This is a genomic window from Pseudomonas fluorescens (assembly GCF_001623525.1).
Lineage (GTDB): Bacteria > Pseudomonadota > Gammaproteobacteria > Pseudomonadales > Pseudomonadaceae > Aquipseudomonas > Aquipseudomonas fluorescens_Q.
The window spans coordinates 3927859-3945904 of sequence record NZ_CP015225.1 but is presented as its reverse complement, the minus strand read 5'-3'; the positions used below and the strand labels follow the sequence as shown (position 1 = coordinate 3945904).

Sequence of the window (18046 nt, the reverse complement as noted above, 5' to 3'; positions counted from 1 at the left end):
TAAGTGACTGATACGTATTCGGTTTCCAGACGCAGGCTTTCGCGGCAGGCCTTAAGCAAAGGGCACAGCACCTCGGGCCGAATCGGCCGATCAGGCACTTCCAGCACCCTGGTATGCGCATAAGCCAGTGCCAGCCCGTCGATGTGCAGGGCATATCAACATTATGGCTATATGCCATTAATGCTTGAGCGTTTACCATAGCCTCGGCTACCCCGCATGTTCAGGGCTCCAGTTGATTGCGTTTATTGGCAAACAAAATCCTGCCTGACATTACTTCATTACAAGGACGCGCAATGAACGCCACTGAAGATCTCAACCGCCTCTATACCGATGTCTCGGACAGTATTGGCAGCGCCATGGAAGACATTCTCGCGCTTAACGTCGAGCACAAAGATGGCAAGCGTGAAATAGGTAACATCACCGAAAAACTGCGTGACATTCGGGGGCGGTTCGACAGCGAACTGGAACAGTTGAAAACCCACGCCGAGTGGGACACGTTCACCCTGGCGTTTTTCGGTGAGACCAACGCTGGCAAGAGCACGATCATCGAATCACTGCGCATCCTGTTCAAGGAAGAATCCCGCGAGGCACTGCTGCAACAGCATGCCGATGACCTGGAGCAGTTCTCGCAAGCCCTTACCGCTCGCCTCGAGCATGTGCGCGAAGGCTTGCACGCCTTGTACAGCGAGTACACGGGTGAAGTGGTCAGCATTCGCCAAAGCACAGCCCAGCTGACGCAAATCGTTCAGCGCGAAGCCCAGGAGCGAAATGCGATTGTTCAAGCTGAAGCCGATGCTAGAGTGCGGCTTGCCCAGCAAGAAACTCAGGCACGGCTAGAGTTGCAGCAGCAGGAAGCCGCGCATCGCCAACAGGTAGTTGAGGCAGAAGCGGAGGCCAAGCGCACCCTCGCCGAACAGGAGTCCAGCGCTCGCCTGGCACTGGAGCAACAGGAAGCCTCACAGCGTCTGGACATTGCGCGAGCGCACGCGATATCGAGCCTCAAGGCCCGGCTGTCGATGTTCGCCATCGGTGGAGTGCTGATCGGCGCTGGTGCTGCGGTGGCGGTACTGAAGTTGGCAGGAGCTTGAAATGTCCCAGCACGAACTTGATGAGTTGTTCGATGAGGCCGTCTCGACCCCTTCGCCTGTCTCCCCCGATGACACGCCGGTTCTCCAACGCATTGAGACGCGCTCTCCTGCACTGGATGGCCTGCTCAATCAGCAGTTCAAAGGGCTGCACGACGATCTGTTGGCTTATGAACATAAGAAGGCCCAGGCACATCGTGTAGACGGCTCGATCATCGGCACGGGTGAAGCCGATTTCACCAAGGGCAATACGCTCTACCCCCTGAACTACAAGGGCAAACGCTTTCAGTTGATCGACGTGCCTGGTATTGAGGGTGACGAGGCCAAGTATGCGCATATGGTCCGCGAGGCCGTTGCCAAGGCGCATCTCGTTTTCTATGTGAACGGCACCAATAAAAAGCCTGAGAAAGCCACCGCAGAGAAAATTCGTTCTTATCTACGTTTGGGGACTCAGGTGTGCCCCTTGGTCAACGTGCGTGGCAATGCCGACGCCTACGAGTTCGAGGAAGACCGCGAGTCACTGATTGCGCACGGCGACTCCACCGCCGCGTTGCAACAGACCGAGGACGTACTGCGTTCGGTACTGGGCAGCAAAGTTTTACAGACAGGCCACTACGTGCAGGGCCTGCTGGCATTTTCGTCGTTGACGAGCGATGCGCAAACTGGGCGTACCACAATCGACCCCGCCCGTAGCCAGGACCTGGTGATTCAGCAGCGCAATTATCAGAAGCACTTCGCCTCGTCGAAAGAGATGTATGAATTCAGCCAGATCAAGTCCGTCGCCAAGGTGCTGCATACCAAGCTCGCGACGTTCCGAGAGGACATGATCGAAAGCAACAAGACCAAGGTGTACGAATTGCTGGTTGAAAACATTTCGACCTTGCAAGCGTTGCACGCAACCCATGAAGCCTTCGTTACCAGGACTGAGCCGGAATTCGAGAAGTGCCGCGAAGCGATCAAGGCGGCCCGGGAGCGATTCGAACGGTTGGTCGTTGCGGGAAGGCGGAATCTTTGGGATAGCCTTTTCAACGACCTCAAGGAAGATGCCGACGATATCGTCGAAAAGAACTTCGGTGAAAACGACGTTATTTCCAGCCAGATCAATCGTGCTTTCAAGCGTGGGCAGAATGAGCTCAAGGAGAAACTCCAGGAGCAGTTCGAAGCCTACCTAAATGATTTGGGGCAGGACCTGCATCAAGCCGTCCAGCGCCTGATGGAAGACGTTGCACGGGTAGAGTTCGAGCAGCTTCTCTATGACGCCGAATCCCTGAATATCAACTACAAAACACCTGACTTGGACCTTGGCTTCGAACTGGGTGACTACGGGTGGATGGCCTTCAACATAGGCTCCTACGCATTGGCTGGGGCAGGCATCGGCACCGCGTTTCCGGTGATCGGCAACCTGATCGGCGCCGTTGCTGGCGCTGTAGTGGGCATCTTTGTGAGTGTGTTGAGCATCTTTACCAGCAAGGAAAAACGCATTCGCAAAGCACAGGGGCAAGTTCAGGAGAAGATCGATGACGCATGCACCGAAGCCCGTAACGCCTTGAAGGAAGAACGCAAAACGCTGTTTACCCCTGTTCGCAAGCACATTGACGAAACCGTATTGCCCCGCGTGCAGCAGCTTGAGGAGTCGCTCAAGCGCCCTCTGGACGTCATCGAACAGCAGATCGCGCTGATGACCCTTATTAAAGAGCAGTTGGAGAACATGCCGTATGGAACAATTCAATCAGTTCAACGTTGAGAAGCAGGCAGCGCTCAAGGGGCTGGAGCAACTGCGTGCGGTGCTCGACGAGTTGGGGGAGATGGGCGCCGACGTCGGTAGCGAGTTGCACAAGATCGACTCGGCAGTACAAGCCGTTGAGTCCGATGTGCTGCGCATCGCCTTGCTGGGTGCCTTCTCCGACGGCAAGACAAGCGTTATTGCCGCTTGGCTGGGCAAGATCATGGCCGACATGAACATCAACATGGACGAGTCCTCTGATCGCTTGGCAATTTATTCTCCAGAGGGGCTGCCGGAGAAGTGCGAAATCGTCGACACCCCCGGCCTGTTCGGCGACAAGGAAAAAAGTGTCGACGGCGAGCAGGTCATGTATGAAGACCTGACCAAACGCTACATCTCCGAGGCGCACCTGATTCTGTATGTCGTGGACGCTACCAACCCACTCAAGGAAAGCCACAACGACATCGTCAAGTGGGTGCTGCGGGACTTGAACAAGCTGTCCTCGACCATTTTCGTGATCAACAAGATGGACGAAGTGACTGACCTCACCGAGCAAGTACTGTTCGATGCTCAGGCCACGATCAAGAAGGACAACCTCAAAGGCAAACTGCAGCGTGCAGCCAACCTGAGCCCGGATGAACTGGCCAAGGTGAATATCGTCTGCCTGGCCTCCAACCCGAATGGACGCGGCCTGCCGTTCTGGTTTGGCAAGCCAGAGCACTATGAAAGCCGCTCGCGCATCAACGATCTCAAAGCCATGACCACGCAAGTGTTGCGGCACAATGTGCCTGCGGTGCTGATTGCAAAGACGGGCATGGATGTAGTGCGAGATCTCGTCGGCCAGCATGTGGTGCGCGCCGAAGAACAGTTGGAGCGGCTCAAGGCTTTTGCCGAGCAGAATGCTGAAGAATCGGCACGTATCACCCAAGACATTGAATCGGGTCGTCGTGAAGTCAAACGCCTGGCCGGTGAGCTGTTCGAAGAACTTCAGAACCTTGAGAAAGGCATGCTGGGCAAGTTACGTCCGCTTGGCTTGGAAAACATTCGTGAATTCCTCGAGGACGAGCTGGGTTACACCGAAGATGGCGTAGGCTTCAAGTTGAACCTGAAAATCAAGGGCGCAATTGACCGCTCCTTCGACCAGTCTTCCAAAGTAACCAGCCGCATCTCTCAGGATATTGGCCGCCAGCTCAACTCCAGCGAGAGCTTCCTCAATGCCATGGGTGACAGTGCATTGAAGTCGATGGGCGGGGCTGCCAAGGGCATTGCCAACCTGAGCCCAGACATCATCAAGGGGGCGGTGTTTGCAGCCCGCGATGCGCTCAGCGCAGTGACTGGCGTGGCGATCAAATTCAAGCCTTGGCAAGCGACCAAAATCGCCGGCGCCATTTCAAAGTGGGCAGGCCCTGCAGGCGCTGCAATCACACTTACCTCGGACCTGCTCAACGCCTATAAAGCGCATGAACTGGAACAGGAGTTGAAGAGCGCCAAGGAGTCGATTGCCGAGATGATCAAAAGCGCCTTCAAGGATATCTACGACATCATTGCTGACGACGAAAAGCTGTTGGACTTCTTCGCACCGCAGCTCAAGGCGTTTGAGAAGATTGTCGAGACGGTGGAAGAGCGCTCGCGCTTTATCAGTGCCAACCAAGCCAAGCTGCAAACCGTGAAAGCCAAGCTGAATGCCCTGACATTATCGCCTGCGCGGCTTGAGGCAAATGCATGAAGAAGCTCGGCAAGGAGTAGTGCCAGTCGGTTGAGCCAAATTGGGCTGCCCTGCAGACCTTCGCGAGCAAACCTGCTCCTACAAGATTGCGCAGTACCTGTAGGGGCAGGTTTGCCCGCGAAGGGCCGCAAAGCGGCCTAACGGTATCTGGCGTACATCTTCACGGCCTGAACCCGCGCTCATTCCCCCAAGGAACCCGCGCAAAAAATACTATGGCCACTGCCGGCACCAACGCCGAGTAGCCAGCCCAGTAGCTCTAAAACCCTTGATTTCACTGGATTTCAGGCACAAAAAAAGACGTCCGTGGACGTCTTTTTTTGTTGGCCGGGGTAATCTGAAACGGTAATTTATCTTATTGATTATTATAGTTAATATTAGTTTTGTATTTTGATTGGAATACCAAATGGAATACCTCATGGGATAGCACTCCGTTGACCCCCGCCTGTATTCGATCTGAAAACCTTGCTTCGATCCATGATAAGCAGTGATCTTCTCGCAGCAGGCGGGACAACGGGCAGCACTCGATCCGAGTCGGAAGGTGGCAACAGGCAGAAACCGGCCAAGAGCGGTCATTCAGCCCGCCTAACAAACTGGGGGCGATTCATTTCTTCAGTCGGCGCTTCCCTCTGTGACCGTGCTGACAATTTAGTTTGGAATCGAGTGATAGGAAAAGAGGCAGATTTATTATCAGAAGAATAAATCTGCCCCCTTTCACCGGATAAATCAAAAATCATCATCCTTGATGTATTTGAAATAAGTACAGTAGCTTTTTGCGTTTTTCAATTTAGTCAGTTCATCAAGCTTTTTGGGAGGGTATTTCATTCCGGAGTGAGTTCTATAAAAGATAAGTACAATGACAGTGAATGCTGTGCTAATGACGCTCAGTAATGCCCCTTTGAAAGATAAAATGTGAAGTAGCACTGTTTCAAGAGTAAAGCTGATTTCTGGGGCGTGTGTAGCAGGCATGAAGCTCAGTGGATAAATTACTCCAATAAAAAAGATGCATAGCACCAACGCTAAAGCTGTAGAGAGTTGACGAGGAGATTCAGGGTTTCCCTCTGTCGATTGGAGTAAGTCAGCAACCAATCTTGCATGGTGCTTTGCTACAAGATAGCTTCGTTCGAGTCCTTCTCGCTCTTTGGTGACTTCATCCCAGTTGGTTTTATAAATAGGGTCGTATGTTGAGTAAAGTGATCTGCTGTTTCCGTTTGCAAAGGCGTTGTAGTTACGCATTGCCGATAGAGTTTCCGAACCGCCGAGAAGTTTAAAGATAGGGGTGTCTTTGAATATCTCGTCTGCACGGTCAGACGCTTCTTGCTCCTCCCTTGCTGTCACGTTAGTCTCACATACTTTTGAAGCGATATATATCAACTCTTTTTTGATTTCCTCTTTTTCAGAGTATCGAGAGAAATCGCTTTTATCAATAAAGTCCTCCAGTATTTGATTGGTGATTTTTTCCATTGATTCGTTTGCAGGAAAGTGTTCATCTAAGAAGTCGTGAAATTTCCGGTATTCGCCATCGTTATAATGTTTGTTGTGCCATTCCATGTTGTAACTTTTGGCGTCGTCAGCAATTTTTTTTGCTTCAATCAGATAGTTGTTTAGCTTGGCAGTTTTTTCTGAGAAGGCTGTTTGATTAGAGAATATCTTAGTGATTATAAATGCGCCGAAGATACCCACTATAGCTGCGGCAGATTGAGATAAAGAGCTAAAGAACCAGTTCCAGTCTGCGATCATTGTATTATCTCTATTTTAAGATTGCGTAGGTTTGCTAAATCCAAATTCCAGCCTATCTACCAGGCAAGCAAGCTTGCGGAAGTATGTGGAGTAGGAGGAGTGCTCGGTTTTGAGATTGTTTTTATTGTTTTCTAATAGCTCTTTTACGGCTGCAATGTCGATATCACCATCATCTTGAAAAGGAATTATTAAAGTCGCCTTTTCTGCAGTGGTCTCTGCAATGATTTCTCGAGTGGATAGATTCTTATAGTTGGACTCATAGTGTTTTCCGTATTGATTTATTCGATAATCTTTTCTGTTGGCCTTGAAGATTATTCCCTCAACCTCCGAGAACTCAGATTTCATAAGTTCGTCATGCGAAGTAATACCAAGTGCATGAAGGTACCGAAAGCCCGGAATGTATTTGTTTGGTCTTTTTAATAGAGGTGGATAAACCTCTCTGAGCAGTTCTGCAGGGTCGTATTGGCTTTTTACTGAGATGATATCTGAAAATATATCGTCAATCGTTATGCCTTTGTAGCCTTGTTTTGAAATGCCTTCATGGCTTTTGGCTACGCCAACGCCTACGACAAACTCAACATCATCTTTATTGTCTATTTGATCTATGTCGAGAACAGCGAGCTTTGTTTCCGGATCGTTGGATTTTACCAAGTCGTACATTTGTTCTTTGCAGTATCTTAAAATTCGAGCAGGAATTTTTCTCTTGGTGCTTTCAATGGCTTCGTATACATCAAGGTAGTTTGAAGTTCGTATTACTGTTATGTTGAGTCGAGTTTCGCCGATTGACATTAATGCAGATTGAAAGCTTGGCTCCTCATCTTGTTTTGTTCTTTGGAGGAAGATTAGATTTCTGCCGAACAAGTCAAGTTTGTCTTGGCCAAGACAATTTACAATTGACTCAATGATTTTTTGGATGTTTCTATCGCTTATCGAATACCCGATAAATATTACCGGGTGCTCAATAAATATAGTGATGAGTTTTGCTGCTAGGTATGGGTTCTTTTCCTCAAAGATTTCGTAGTCTTCATTCGTTAGCACTAGGCTGTTAGGCTGACTCGCGCAACCATGAATTTTGTAAACTTCACCTATTGATTGCGGGTTGGAGAATAAAAGCTCCTCCTGTCCTATGAAGACTTTATAATCCGGAAATAGCTCTTCTATAAATAAATCCCAATTTGTTGTTATTATCCCATCTACGTTGAGGCGAGAAAGTGCTTCCAGCTCGTCACTAAGTCCGTCTGCTGATATTTTGTTGTGGCTTATGTTGGCGAGGTAACTTGCCATTTCATGCTTTAAGGCTGAAGAAACACTTGTGATGCTGTCAGAGTTGTTTTTTCTGGATTCTGAGTATTTTTCAGATTTCCACCATATTTCATTAAAGTCTTTCGCTATTGCACTTGCAGCTTTCGCGAGATCTTGATTGTTTTGAGAAGAGTAATACCCGAACTCCTGAATTCCATCACAGAATCGTTTAAGAAGTTCATCCCACTGTTCAAGTCCTATATATCGTCGTGAAAAGCCTGATCCCACGAATAAGAACGGAGCACCACCGTTTTGCGCCAATAGACGGGTTAAGCTTAGAGTAATATGTGACGCCATGACCAACTCCCTTGTGGCTGCGGAAAATCTTATTTTTCGAGTCTAGCACTAGAGGCTATTGGCTATCATTGTCCTAACAGGAATCCGATGGTTGTGTAACGTTTCACCTTGGCGACACCACCAAGATTGCGCATATGCACAGCCGTCGATGTATTCGATTCCGCTCAATACAAAGCCGGTGAAGGCCATCCCGGCGAGCGTGGCATCCAGTAGAGGCGGTAGTGAATCGGGTCGAGGGGCATGCCTACCTCAACGCGAGCAATGTTTGCAGCTCGACCCAGCTGCGGACACACGGTTGAGTTGACCATTACATTGCCCCGTATAGCTGGATACCGACGTCGCTCTTTGGGATCGAGCGCGACACCGTGTTTGCGCATTGGTGTGACCTGTACGTGCATGGCGTGTTACTCACCAATTTTAATATCAAGCAACGCTTCGACTGCGAACGCCAGCGCGGCATCTGCCAATTCCAACAGATCGCTTAGGTCGTCTGCATCAATAATGTGGCTTTCGTATAGCGCATAAGCCTGCTGGAGTAACGCTTTGTGATGCGCACCAGGCATTGCAAGAAGCGCAACGTCATCGCGCAGCATCAATTCCCACAGCGCGATAGCTGACGACTTTGTGGAAACGGCTTCCGCAGTTCGAAAAGGGGACAGATTTATTTGATGCGCTCGCAACGTCCCCTTCTGGCCGATAGCGACGTCAGTAATCGGCCCGTTATGGCCCTTCTTGGATGGTAGTGAACCGCCAGGTGGGGGTATTCGAAACCAGCTCCATCTTACCGAACCATCTGTTGTGACATCTGGAGCTGCCGAATGCATTTGCTCCTTTGGCACGCGTCGCGTCAGCAGTCGAACTTAATCGAACACTGTGAGTGCAGCACTCGTGGACGAGTTGAGCGAAGGTGGGGCATCCTCTTGGGCTGGAACATAGACAGGAGCTTGCAGTGAGTAAGTGGCAATCGATTCCTCGCGAGATGGGGGTCTTCACCGTGTGGTGGTTGTGGCTTTTGATGCTCGGAATACCGACGCTCTGGTTGCTAGTCGGGGTATTTGTGCATTTCGGTGTGCTCGATAAAGATAGCCCCGGCTGGGTGCAAGCGGTTGGGTCTATTGCAGCAGTTTTCGCTGCGGTTCTGATTGCTAATGAGCAAGGGCGGCAACAAGCGCGGGAGCGCCAAAGTAAGGACCGGGTGGTTTCTCATCTAGTTGTTGGCGTTGCTGCGCGCGCAGCTGCGGTGAGCAGTTTGCTGTTCCAGAGCTTCAACGATCTACAGCAACAGGTTAAGGAGACGAACGAGGAGATCCTTACAACTGTCGAGTCGCAGGTACTTGCTTTGCGGGGTATTAACCCTGTGGATCTGCCACGGCCTGAGATGGTTGAACCATTCTTGAGAATCAGAGCCGCAATGGAGCAGAGCCACGTAATGGCTAACCTGCTTGCTAACGGACGTGACGGTTACGTCGACAGGCTTCGCTGTGCGACTGCCTTCGCGCACAACTCTCAGGCCGTCCATAGAGCTGCTGAAGAGCTGCAGCAGGCCGCCCTAATTTAGATGCGTATGCCGACGTTGTGGAGGCTATGAAGCGAACTACCAAGCTCAGATCTCCGGCGGGTTCTACCCCATCTCAGAAATCGACGGGCCATGCAAAACCAGGCACCTGCGCCAAATTATTGCCGCGAGGAAGTCGGCTTAGCTCCCCGGCGAAATGCTCTCGCATTACAGCGCAGCAATGCGCTTCCCAAGAGATGTAAGTACAGAGTGAAGGTTCTGCAGGCCTTGGCCCGAGAAAATTTCAATAGAAGTATCTGCTTTGTAGAGGTACTCAGCCAAGATCAGGCCGTATTGAGCCTTGGTAGGTAGGGAGCTCAATCCCAAGCTGTTCTGAGCTACCTCCATGCTGTCTTTCCCCAAGAGCATTTCCAGCGCCATCCCTTCGAATGAGGCATCGATATCTGCCAGGGTGATCACCATTTGATCCGGGAGGATCCATTCCTTCCGGAAGCGATCTCGGGCTTTTCGTCCTTCCTTGTCGTCATCTAGCAGAACAATGAATTTTTCGCCTCGCCCCATGAGTAAGTTGATCAGATTACCTGACGCGCTTGAACCGACACCCGGAATAAGATTGAACCCAAGCTTGCCTCCAGTCCGTAATGCTGCTGCTTTGAGCGCGTAATAGTCAGAGATCCCTTCCAAGATCACACATGGTGAAGTCCCCACGACTTCAGGTACGACGTACTGCAGTCGGTCAATCACTGGCTGGAAATAGTGGGTACGAGTTGGGAAGGTGTTCAGGTATTGCTTGTACTTGATAGCGTTCACTTCAGCAGGCGTGAAGTCGAGATCGTAGTCTTCATCATCACCCTGACCTGCAGGGCGATTCTCGATAATGTAAGCCCCGGAAAGCCACTTCGGGTTCACCATATGGTGACTATGGGTTGAGTAGATGATCTTATCGCCGCTGGCCGCCATCTTCTCGAAGTAACCCAGCAGCTCTGCCTGAGCGCGGGAGTGCAGGTTTGCAGCAGGCTCGTCAAAGACGTAGATTTTATGCTGGTTTTCACGCTCAAGTTTGAATCCCGTGAGCAGCAAGAATGTAAAGAACCATCTGAAGCCGATCGATCGCTCGGCGATCTTATAAGTCGTATCGCGGTTACTCACGACAAACGACACGACCGCATTGGGGTCATCAGCGCTGCCGACTATCCACTTGAGGTCAACCCGTTTTGCTGTGGCATTGCGCGAAAGAACGCGCCGCCAACCGCCAATCACTTCAGCGGAAAGCGCGTTGGAGACCTGCTGGAAGACATTATCAATCTTGCCCTTTGCTGCGCTACGCTGGAACTTCTCATACCAGTCAGCACCGTTAGCGGCCCGAAACGACTCGATTGGTCTGTTCACATCCCGGTCAACATCGAAGCCAGCGAATTTGATTATGCGCTCGACAATCTCCCGATAATGCCTCTTCTCGTAACCCTCATAACCATCGGATGCGAGCGAGATTTGCTCAGGCACATTGATCAAAAACGTCGGAAAATACGCAACCTTGGGTATCGAAGCCTCGATCAAATCAGCCGTACGTTTCCACAGATTTTCGTTTTCATCATCCGGCTGGGCATAAACCTCAAACTCACCTTCCCCCTGGGGCCTGACGCGAAAGTCGAACCCAAGGCTAGCAATCCTTGACTTCGGCATACTATTTTCGAAGCTAAACTCCCGTGCGATCTTGAATGGTCTCGCTAGCGCCTCGGCGTCCACATCCAGCCCCGCACGACTCACCAGCGCCTTGATCGACTCCACATCATGCACTTCAAGCTCAACAGTCGCAGCAATCGATACGGTGCCAGTAAATGCACCTTTCTTGCTGGCAGGGATGAAGGTGAACTGATCTTTATTTTCTGGGCTAAAGAAGTAAAGCCTTGAAACAGAACGGTCGCTGCTCACAAATTGCGAGATGGCTTCCAATATCGTGGTTTTGCCACTTTCATTCAGTCCAATGAGTGTCACGACTGGGTTGTCCAGTCGTCCTGCCAGCTCAATTCGTGTGTTAACAATCCCTTTGTAGTTTTTTATCTCAAAATCTAGGATTTTCGACATCAGCGCACACGACCTTGTGTTGGCACGAATCGGAGCATAGCCAGAGCGTAGTCTGGCCGGTTTGCCCCCTGCGAATAGTGCTCTTCCGCTGAGACGCGGGCTATTGGCAAATAGGATACAACAGGGGTAGAGTGCTGGCACTCTAGCATCAAGCTGACCGCTGTCAACTGGCTTTGATTTGACGCTGGGCCGCTGTTGCGTCGGTTCACATAGGGAAGATGGGGAACGTAATGTCAGGTACTGACGGAAGGCTTTTTAGAGATTATACAGCCGGTGCTCCAACGGAGACCGCCTGCGATACGTTGTACCTGCAGACCCAGCTTGCTTCTCCAAAGCCCGAGGTCGTGAGCGAGATCGAAGTCGGGGATACACTTGGAATTGGCCTCGGTGAAATCGACGGCAACGTAGTCGCCTGCGCATTTTGGAACAGGCATATTGCCGGCGGCATTGCATCTCCCAAGGTTATTCGGCTGATCGCCTGCCTCCAAAGCGGTACGAACTATTCCGCAATAGTTACGGCAAAAACGGGCGCTCAGATCTCGATCAAAATCTCGCCGATCAAGGAGGAATGATTTTGATCAGACTAACTGGCGGTGTGTATTACGAGCAGTGCATGTGCCCCACCTGGCAAGAGCTTTTTGGCTCTGGAGGGCGAGCAGCTACAGCTATAGCGCGCCTTGGCGGGCACGTCGCGTTGGACACCTACACTGATCTTACGGCGGAGGCCATTCTACGCCAGAGAGCAGTGCTTGAAGGTTTCTCTGTTTCAAGCTATTCCATCGATCAGAGCCTGCACTTCCGGTATACCCATGGTCTTGCCAAGCCGTCGATCCAGCCACTACCAGAAACATCTTCGACGATTCTTCAAATCACTGCCGAAAATGTGGTTCGCTTCGGACTGCTCGAAGGTGACTGCGTCGTAGATGCCCGCAATGCTGTTTACGACCCACAGAGCTCCCGGCACCCAGCCCCCTTTCATGAGAATGGCTCCAAGGCCGAGCGACTTGCGCTTGTCCTGAACAGAAGTGAAGCCGAAGCGCTGCATGGCAATGACGAGTTGAGCGCAGCCGATTTGGCGCGGGCACTATCGACGTCTCAGAATGCTGAGATCGTCATCATCAAGATGGGCCCTGCCGGTGCCCTGCTGTTTCATGGCGGCCAATCGCACCACATTCCCTCCTTTGTGACGTCGCAGGTGTGGAAGATCGGTTCAGGTGATGTGTTCGTCGCCAGCTTCGCGCACTTTTGGCTCGAAGAGGGACTTACGCCACTCAAGGCCGCCATGCAGGCCTCACGTGCCACGGCGTACTACTGCGAGACAAAGGGCTTTGCCTCCAAAACGGAACTGGAGACCTATCACCCTGCTGCCGCCAGCCTGCCAAAGAAATCCAGGACAGGGCGACCTCCTCTGGTCTACCTCGCCGGCCCCTTCTTCTCGCTGGCACAGCTTTGGCTCATCGAGGAAGCCCGCGTCCGGCTTTTGGAAATGGGATTGAAAGTATTTTCCCCTGTACATGACGTTGGCCACGGGCCTGCGGATGAAGTCGTGCAGAAGGATCTCGATGCGATCCACGACTGCGACCTAATGCTCGCGATCGGGGATGGCCTCGACGCCGGAACGATCTATGAGATCGGCTACGCGCGCGCACTCAAGAAGCCCGTCATAATGTACGTGGAGAATGAGTCGGAAGAGGATCAGAAGATGATGGCCGGCTCCGGCTGCACGCTGACCAAGGACTTCGTCACCGCCATTTACCAAACCGCATGGAAGGCAGCTGAACTATGAGGCGCGCCCTTCTTTTATCAGGCGGTATGGATTCACTCGCGGTGGCCTGGTGGCTGCGCCCTGAAATTGGCATCACGCTGAACTATGGGCAACTCGCCGCTCAGGCTGAGATCTGCGCCTCGAAGGCAATCTGCGAGCAACTCCAGATTGAGCACCACGTCATTTCCATCGACTGCCGATCGGTCGGTTCCGGTGACATGGCCGGAGGCAAGGCTGATGCCCATGCACCTGCCAGTGACTGGTGGCCATACCGGAACCAGATGCTCGTAACCCTGGCGGCTATGAGAGCCATCAGCCTCGGCGTAAACAAGCTCTACTTGGGTACCGTGAAATCCGATGGTTCCCACCGCGATGGCACTCCGGAGTTCATCGCTGCCATCAACCAACTGATGGTCATGCAGGAGGGTGAGATGACCGTTGAGGCGCCTGCGATCGATTTAAGCACCACCGAGTTGGTAAAAACTGCAGGCGTGCCCTCCTCTATCCTGGCCTGGGCTCACAGCTGCCACAAATCGAGCGTGCCGTGCGGCAACTGCAGAGGCTGCAACAAATACTTCGAGGTCTGGCACGAGATCGAACATGGAATGGATCAAGCTCGGTAGCCCGACAGTAAGAGCTGAACCTGGCTACTATCAGCCCTTCACCTGGCCTGATGGAACATTCCATGCCCTGCCCGAAATTGAGGATGTCTGTGACAAAGGTATCCTCAATCTACTCGACCATAGACGCACCAGGCGAACGTTCAATGCTTTGAGCAAAGGCCAACTAGGCCAGTTGCTATGGCGCTGTGCACGAACGCAGGCCATTGCCGAATCGGATTATGGCTTCGACCTAGAGTTGCGACCGGCGCCATCTGCCGGCGCCATCCACCCTATCCATATCCTGATTCACCTTCCAGGCGCCTCGAACTGGCTCCGCTACGATAGTCGCCGGCACGGTCTTGTCGAGATATCAGGATCAGTGGAGGCCTTTGCAGGATTGATAGAGCAGTGCCATGACGCTCTGCCCACAGAACAGGCAACACGGTTGCTCCTAGTGGCCGAGCCCGGTAAAACTCGTGCCAAATACCAGTACGGTGAAAGCCTGATCTGGCGAGACGCTGGAGCACTCTTGGCGGTCATGGCCGTGATTGCTGATGCCTTGGACTACTCGTTTTGCCCGTTGGGGATTACGGGTGAACCTTGGGCTGGCCGACTAGCACCTGCAGGTGTGCTCACTGGGGTTGGTGTTGCACTCGTTGGCCGGCAAAAGCCCCAGCACTAGGCGGCTTTCAAACCAACCTGGCTCAGCAGTCCGTGGACGACGGTAGGCGAAGACATCATCTGGTACCACATCAGCGCGTCGAGCTTGGAAGGTCGAACGTCGATCGCTTTGCTCAGTGCAAGAAACTCAGCTTCGAGCTTCAGGTAGTGGCGCTCCACGGTGAGGCCGGGGGAGAAGAAGCCAGCCAACGCCCCTGCACGCAGGATGTGGATATCCAGGATGGCGACATCATCTGCATCAAGCCAGTTGCGAGCAATCCACGAAGCAGTCTTGTAGCCAATGCCCGGCAGCTCCAGCAGCCAGTCCCGAAGTGCCCGGCCAGAATGGAGAGGAACATTCCCTAAGACCAAAGCTGCAAGCGCCGAATGAAGGTAACGCGCCTTCTGTTTGGCGAAGCGGTAGCGCACTGAGCGGCTGCCGATTTTCAGTGGGGTGCTCAACCACTCTTGCAGTTGTTCCTCACTGGGCACCTCAGCGTCAAAAGCCCCGAGGTTTCTCAGGTGAGCGAAGGCCGCCAGTCCGACGTTCGCCTGGATACCATGGCCACCCAGCAGGCACGCTCCGACTTCTTCAGCCAAGGTGGCGCCAAGCTTATAGTTGAGCGGCTCGAGCTCTTGCTCGTTTGCCCACACCTGATAGGCCCAGTACGCCGGAGTCGGGAATGCTTCGATCAAGCCCCATGAAACACCGGGGAGCACTTCGCTCATAGCGTCAGGGAAATCGCGGCTGTAGATCTTGGCGTCTACGAATACAACACCGTTCTGCATTACCGGGCCTCCTGAACAAAGCCATAGGTCTGCGTGATCCAGTGGAGGAAATCACTACGCTCTACCGGATCCATCGCTATAACTCGATCTCGTAGACGGGACTGGCGCCTGGCAATGGTCTGCCGCTCACGAAACGTGTCACCTAAGAAACGAGTGTCGTGAAGCTCTTTGGGGGCAGCGTAGTTCATCCAAACGCACTCTTCCCTGACATCCGTGTGCGTCTTCGCCATAAACGTCACCTTTCTCCATCCTTGAAGTGTGTCGTTGTAGAGGACGCTGTCGTAACCTGAAATCATCACCTTGCAAGGGACACTATTAAGTGTTGAGAGCAGCTGCTCGTGCTGGCCCACGTCATACTCGAAACGGTAAATTTTGGCGCGACGGCGAGTCTCCGTCACGTACGGAGGGTCAGCGTAGATCAGTTCGCTACCGTCGAATGAAAAGCTGCTCAGGTAGCTCAAAGCATCGCCCTGGATGAGCTCAAGGCTCTCAACCTGGTGATCAGTCCAAGCTTCGTGAACAGCGGGATCTACGTCCACGCCGATGTTTCGAGCGGCAGACTTTTTGTGGCGCAGGACAGCGCCCGCCCCCAAGTGAGTCTCGATGTAGGTCTGATGCGGAGGCATCAAGTTGATCAAGCGCTGGTAGCACTTGCCTTTCCCGCCTGGATATCTCATGCACACATCATCGTCAAAAGTGACGATGATGTCAATGGAGCCTACCGACCAGAGAACCGTGGGAGCGGCACGAACGCTTGAAGTGCTCTAGCAGCTCGACAAACCATTAGCCGTTGCGGCGCAGGGGAATAGCAGTCCCAATTCATCACCGAAAAGGCTGATGTTTTTCGCTCATGACCGGCAGCAGTCGGCCAAAAGCAGACCATGGACATGAAGGTGATACGTAGGTAACGTGCTCAAAATTCATGTCGCTTTTACCCTTCGACTCTTGTCACGTGTCTTGCGCGCCACTCAAACCAATTAGGGAGTTATGCATGAACGAGGACCGTTATCATGAGAAAACGGCGGAAAATATTACGTCATCTGTGTCGTCTAATTATAGTTAGGCCACATACCACCCTTCCTTGTCACCCGGCAACGAGAGAGGAAAATTACTAAGACTATGCACTACACGACAGAGCTACTCATCCAAGGGGACAAAAATATTCTTCTTTACTACAGCGCGGCATTGAGTCGTTGGCGCGAAATACTTGCCGAATACGCAAGCAAGAGTTCAGAGGAACTAGCGAAGGAGCTAAGCTCACAACAGTTCTGGTTTGAAGAGAACTGTGGCTCACGCTGGGTAGGTCAAGAAATTATGGTAATAACGGGCATTACTCAGTTCTATACAACCGAGAGCGGATTTGATGAGAGCAAGCACTTAGCACTTAAGGTCTACCGAGCTTTCATGCAGAGCTATTGCAGCTTGGAAGTCAAGGGAGTCGCGGAAGATGTAGCAAAGAGCTACTGCCTTAATGAGGCGGACAGCGATTATGCCTGAATTTCCTCAAGCTTTCGCCAAAGATTTATATGTCTCTTGGCACAATAAATCCGTACCAGAAGATGCAGATATCGTCGCTAGGCTTGACGCCGTTAGATTAGAGTTGAAGAACTCTTCGCTTTCAAGCTTAGCAGCGCTTAGCCAATTGCTTACACAGATAAAGGTTTTTACGGAGAAGGAGTGCAAGGTCAGATTCAAAGGCATCAGTCAGGGTCAGTTTAGCGTGCCGACTGCACAGTTTTCCCCGCAGCCGAACAACAAGGGATTTGACCTTCTCTTCAAGAGTTCCGATTCAATACTTGAAAAACTGTGGCGAAAGAATCTCAAGCGTTCCGCGAATTACGCTAGCCTCTCCAATTTGGGGAGCGAAATTACGGACCTTGTGCGAACTTCGGTCGTCGCACCAACATTGGGGCACGCAAGGCTCTTTGCTGAGCGGCTTGAAAACTGGGTCGACATTGTTGATGCGCCCGACATTGAGAAGCACCTCGCCGAAATCGATCGAGTCGAAGTTGATATGGAGGCGAAGCTGGCTAGCGGCTACTTTGCATACCACAGCAACGTTCACTTCAAATCTGGGCTCTGCATTGAGGTTCAGATCTATTCCCAGTTAAGCGAGGCTTGGCGGAGTATCTCCCACAGACTCTATGAAACGACACGGTTGAAGGAGGGCTTGGCTACGGGGGCTGGGTCAGCTGAAGCACGACTAGTTTCCTTGGGGCACCTTCTTCACCTAGCCGAGTGTGAGCTGGATCGCCTGGCAATTGATTTCACTAAACCGTGATAGTGCACGAGTGAATCGACCTACTGTGTTGAAGTGAATCGCCCTTGGTTTCGTAGACGCCGCGACCGGCTGCAAAGGGTCGATTTCGGCCAATCATGACCTGCAGGAATCGGCCAAAAGCGGTCTCTCAGTTTCTTTGCGAATCAGGGGTAATTTAGTCACCGGTAGAGTTGAAAAAATTGTCCGCAGCGAGCCTGGAGGATACTTAAGAAAACCCGGTTATTTTAACTCTCGGGTTATGCAGCAATGATGATATTCGATATTTTGTTATAGCGCTCATAGAGCGGGTAATGATTGTCAGCTAAGGCGAAATTACAGGCTATGCATTCATCTCCTACAAGCTCCAGTGACAAAAGCTACCATTAAAGTAGCTTCTGTCAGCGACAACCTATTTTTTTGAGGACTTGCTAGGTTTTAAGTCGGGTTTGTTTCCCGGCGTGTCTTTGTTATCACGGCGACGCTGATCAAGTTCACCGGT

The 18046-nt window shown here is 51.9% G+C and carries 16 protein-coding genes and 2 pseudogenes; 10 read left to right on the top strand and 8 right to left on the bottom strand.

Annotated elements, in window-relative coordinates; translation table 11 throughout:
- Positions 1 to 5 precede the first annotated feature (5 nt).
- Positions 6 to 152 (bottom strand): annotated as a pseudogene (locus TK06_RS31890) (WYL domain-containing protein); the annotation flags it as partial.
- 141 nt (positions 153 to 293) lie between these two features.
- Here TK06_RS31890 and TK06_RS17035 point away from each other — a divergent pair.
- The 3 genes from TK06_RS17035 to TK06_RS17025 are packed head-to-tail and all read left to right on the top strand — an operon-like array spanning position 294 to position 4534.
- Entirely contained in the window at positions 294 to 1088 is a 795-nt protein-coding gene (locus tag TK06_RS17035) for a hypothetical protein (protein ID WP_063323019.1), read from the top strand.
- 1 nt (position 1089) lies between these two features.
- On the top strand, positions 1090 to 2829 hold the full coding sequence (locus tag TK06_RS17030; protein WP_063323018.1) for a hypothetical protein: 1740 nt from the start codon (positions 1090 to 1092) through the stop codon (positions 2827 to 2829).
- On the top strand, positions 2801 to 4534 hold the full coding sequence (locus TK06_RS17025; RefSeq protein ID WP_063323017.1) for a LeoA/HP0731 family dynamin-like GTPase: 1734 nt from the start codon (positions 2801 to 2803) through the stop codon (positions 4532 to 4534). Before TK06_RS17030 ends, TK06_RS17025 begins: the two co-directional genes overlap by 29 nt.
- 723 nt (positions 4535 to 5257) lie before the next feature.
- Here the strand turns inward: TK06_RS17025 and TK06_RS17020 are convergent.
- The 4 genes and pseudogenes from TK06_RS17020 to TK06_RS17010 form a co-directional block, all read right to left on the bottom strand.
- On the bottom strand, positions 5258 to 6271 hold the full coding sequence (locus TK06_RS17020) for a hypothetical protein (RefSeq protein WP_063323016.1): 1014 nt from the start codon (positions 6269 to 6271) through the stop codon (positions 5258 to 5260).
- A gap of 15 nt (positions 6272 to 6286) precedes the next feature.
- Positions 6287 to 7870 carry an SIR2 family protein gene (locus TK06_RS17015; RefSeq protein ID WP_086936671.1) on the bottom strand — a complete coding sequence of 528 codons (1584 nt, stop codon included), beginning with the start codon at positions 7868 to 7870 and terminating at the stop codon, positions 6287 to 6289.
- A gap of 48 nt (positions 7871 to 7918) precedes the next feature.
- Positions 7919 to 8268: pseudogene (locus TK06_RS33055) on the bottom strand (hypothetical protein).
- A 6-nt stretch (positions 8269 to 8274) separates the two neighbouring features.
- Positions 8275 to 8463, bottom strand: a complete 189-nt coding sequence (locus TK06_RS17010) for a hypothetical protein (RefSeq protein WP_063323014.1) — start codon at positions 8461 to 8463, stop codon at positions 8275 to 8277.
- A 356-nt stretch (positions 8464 to 8819) separates the two neighbouring features.
- Here TK06_RS17010 and TK06_RS17005 point away from each other — a divergent pair, with 356 nt between their 5' ends.
- Positions 8820 to 9428 (top strand): hypothetical protein, encoded by a 609-nt coding sequence (locus tag TK06_RS17005; RefSeq protein ID WP_063323013.1) that lies wholly within the window; start codon positions 8820 to 8822, stop codon positions 9426 to 9428.
- Between the two features lie 165 nt (positions 9429 to 9593).
- Here the strand turns inward: TK06_RS17005 and TK06_RS17000 are convergent, their stop codons facing one another.
- Positions 9594 to 11471 carry an AAA family ATPase gene (locus TK06_RS17000; RefSeq protein WP_063323012.1) on the bottom strand — a complete coding sequence of 626 codons (1878 nt, stop codon included), beginning with the start codon at positions 11469 to 11471 and terminating at the stop codon, positions 9594 to 9596.
- A gap of 230 nt (positions 11472 to 11701) precedes the next feature.
- Here TK06_RS17000 and TK06_RS16995 point away from each other — a divergent pair, with 230 nt between their 5' ends.
- The 4 genes from TK06_RS16995 (at position 11702) to TK06_RS16980 (ending at position 14520) form a co-directional block, all read left to right on the top strand.
- Positions 11702 to 12043: a hypothetical protein gene (locus tag TK06_RS16995; protein ID WP_232246175.1), complete on the top strand. Its 342-nt coding sequence runs from the start codon at positions 11702 to 11704 to the stop codon at positions 12041 to 12043.
- 122 nt (positions 12044 to 12165) lie between these two features.
- The gene (locus TK06_RS16990) at positions 12166 to 13257 is read left to right on the top strand and encodes a PfkB family carbohydrate kinase (RefSeq protein WP_238992548.1); all 1092 of its coding nucleotides are present in this window, start codon (positions 12166 to 12168) and stop codon (positions 13255 to 13257) included.
- Positions 13254 to 13859, top strand: coding sequence for a 7-cyano-7-deazaguanine synthase (locus TK06_RS16985; protein ID WP_063323010.1), 606 nt, complete (start codon positions 13254 to 13256; stop codon positions 13857 to 13859). The genes TK06_RS16990 and TK06_RS16985 overlap by 4 nt, the downstream gene beginning before the upstream one ends.
- Positions 13837 to 14520: a hypothetical protein gene (locus TK06_RS16980; protein WP_063323009.1), complete on the top strand. Its 684-nt coding sequence runs from the start codon at positions 13837 to 13839 to the stop codon at positions 14518 to 14520. The genes TK06_RS16985 and TK06_RS16980 overlap by 23 nt, the downstream gene beginning before the upstream one ends.
- Here TK06_RS16980 and TK06_RS16975 read toward each other — a convergent pair.
- Both TK06_RS16975 and TK06_RS16970 read right to left on the bottom strand, forming a co-directional pair.
- On the bottom strand, positions 14517 to 15287 hold the full coding sequence (locus TK06_RS16975) for a hypothetical protein (RefSeq protein WP_063323008.1): 771 nt from the start codon (positions 15285 to 15287) through the stop codon (positions 14517 to 14519). The two genes, TK06_RS16980 and TK06_RS16975, sit on opposite strands and share 4 nt — an antisense overlap.
- A complete protein-coding gene (locus TK06_RS16970) occupies positions 15287 to 15925 on the bottom strand; it encodes a DNA adenine methylase (RefSeq protein WP_232246177.1) in 639 nt (212 codons plus the stop codon). Before TK06_RS16970 ends, TK06_RS16975 begins: the two co-directional genes overlap by 1 nt.
- 481 nt (positions 15926 to 16406) lie before the next feature.
- Here TK06_RS16970 and TK06_RS16965 point away from each other — a divergent pair, with 481 nt between their 5' ends.
- Together TK06_RS16965 and TK06_RS16960 are read left to right on the top strand one after the other, a co-directional pair.
- Complete coding sequence (locus tag TK06_RS16965) at positions 16407 to 16784, top strand: hypothetical protein (protein ID WP_063323006.1); 378 nt, start codon at positions 16407 to 16409, stop codon at positions 16782 to 16784.
- Entirely contained in the window at positions 16777 to 17568 is a 792-nt protein-coding gene (locus TK06_RS16960; RefSeq protein ID WP_063323005.1) for a hypothetical protein, read from the top strand. The genes TK06_RS16965 and TK06_RS16960 overlap by 8 nt, the downstream gene beginning before the upstream one ends.
- Positions 17569 to 18046 lie beyond the last annotated feature (478 nt).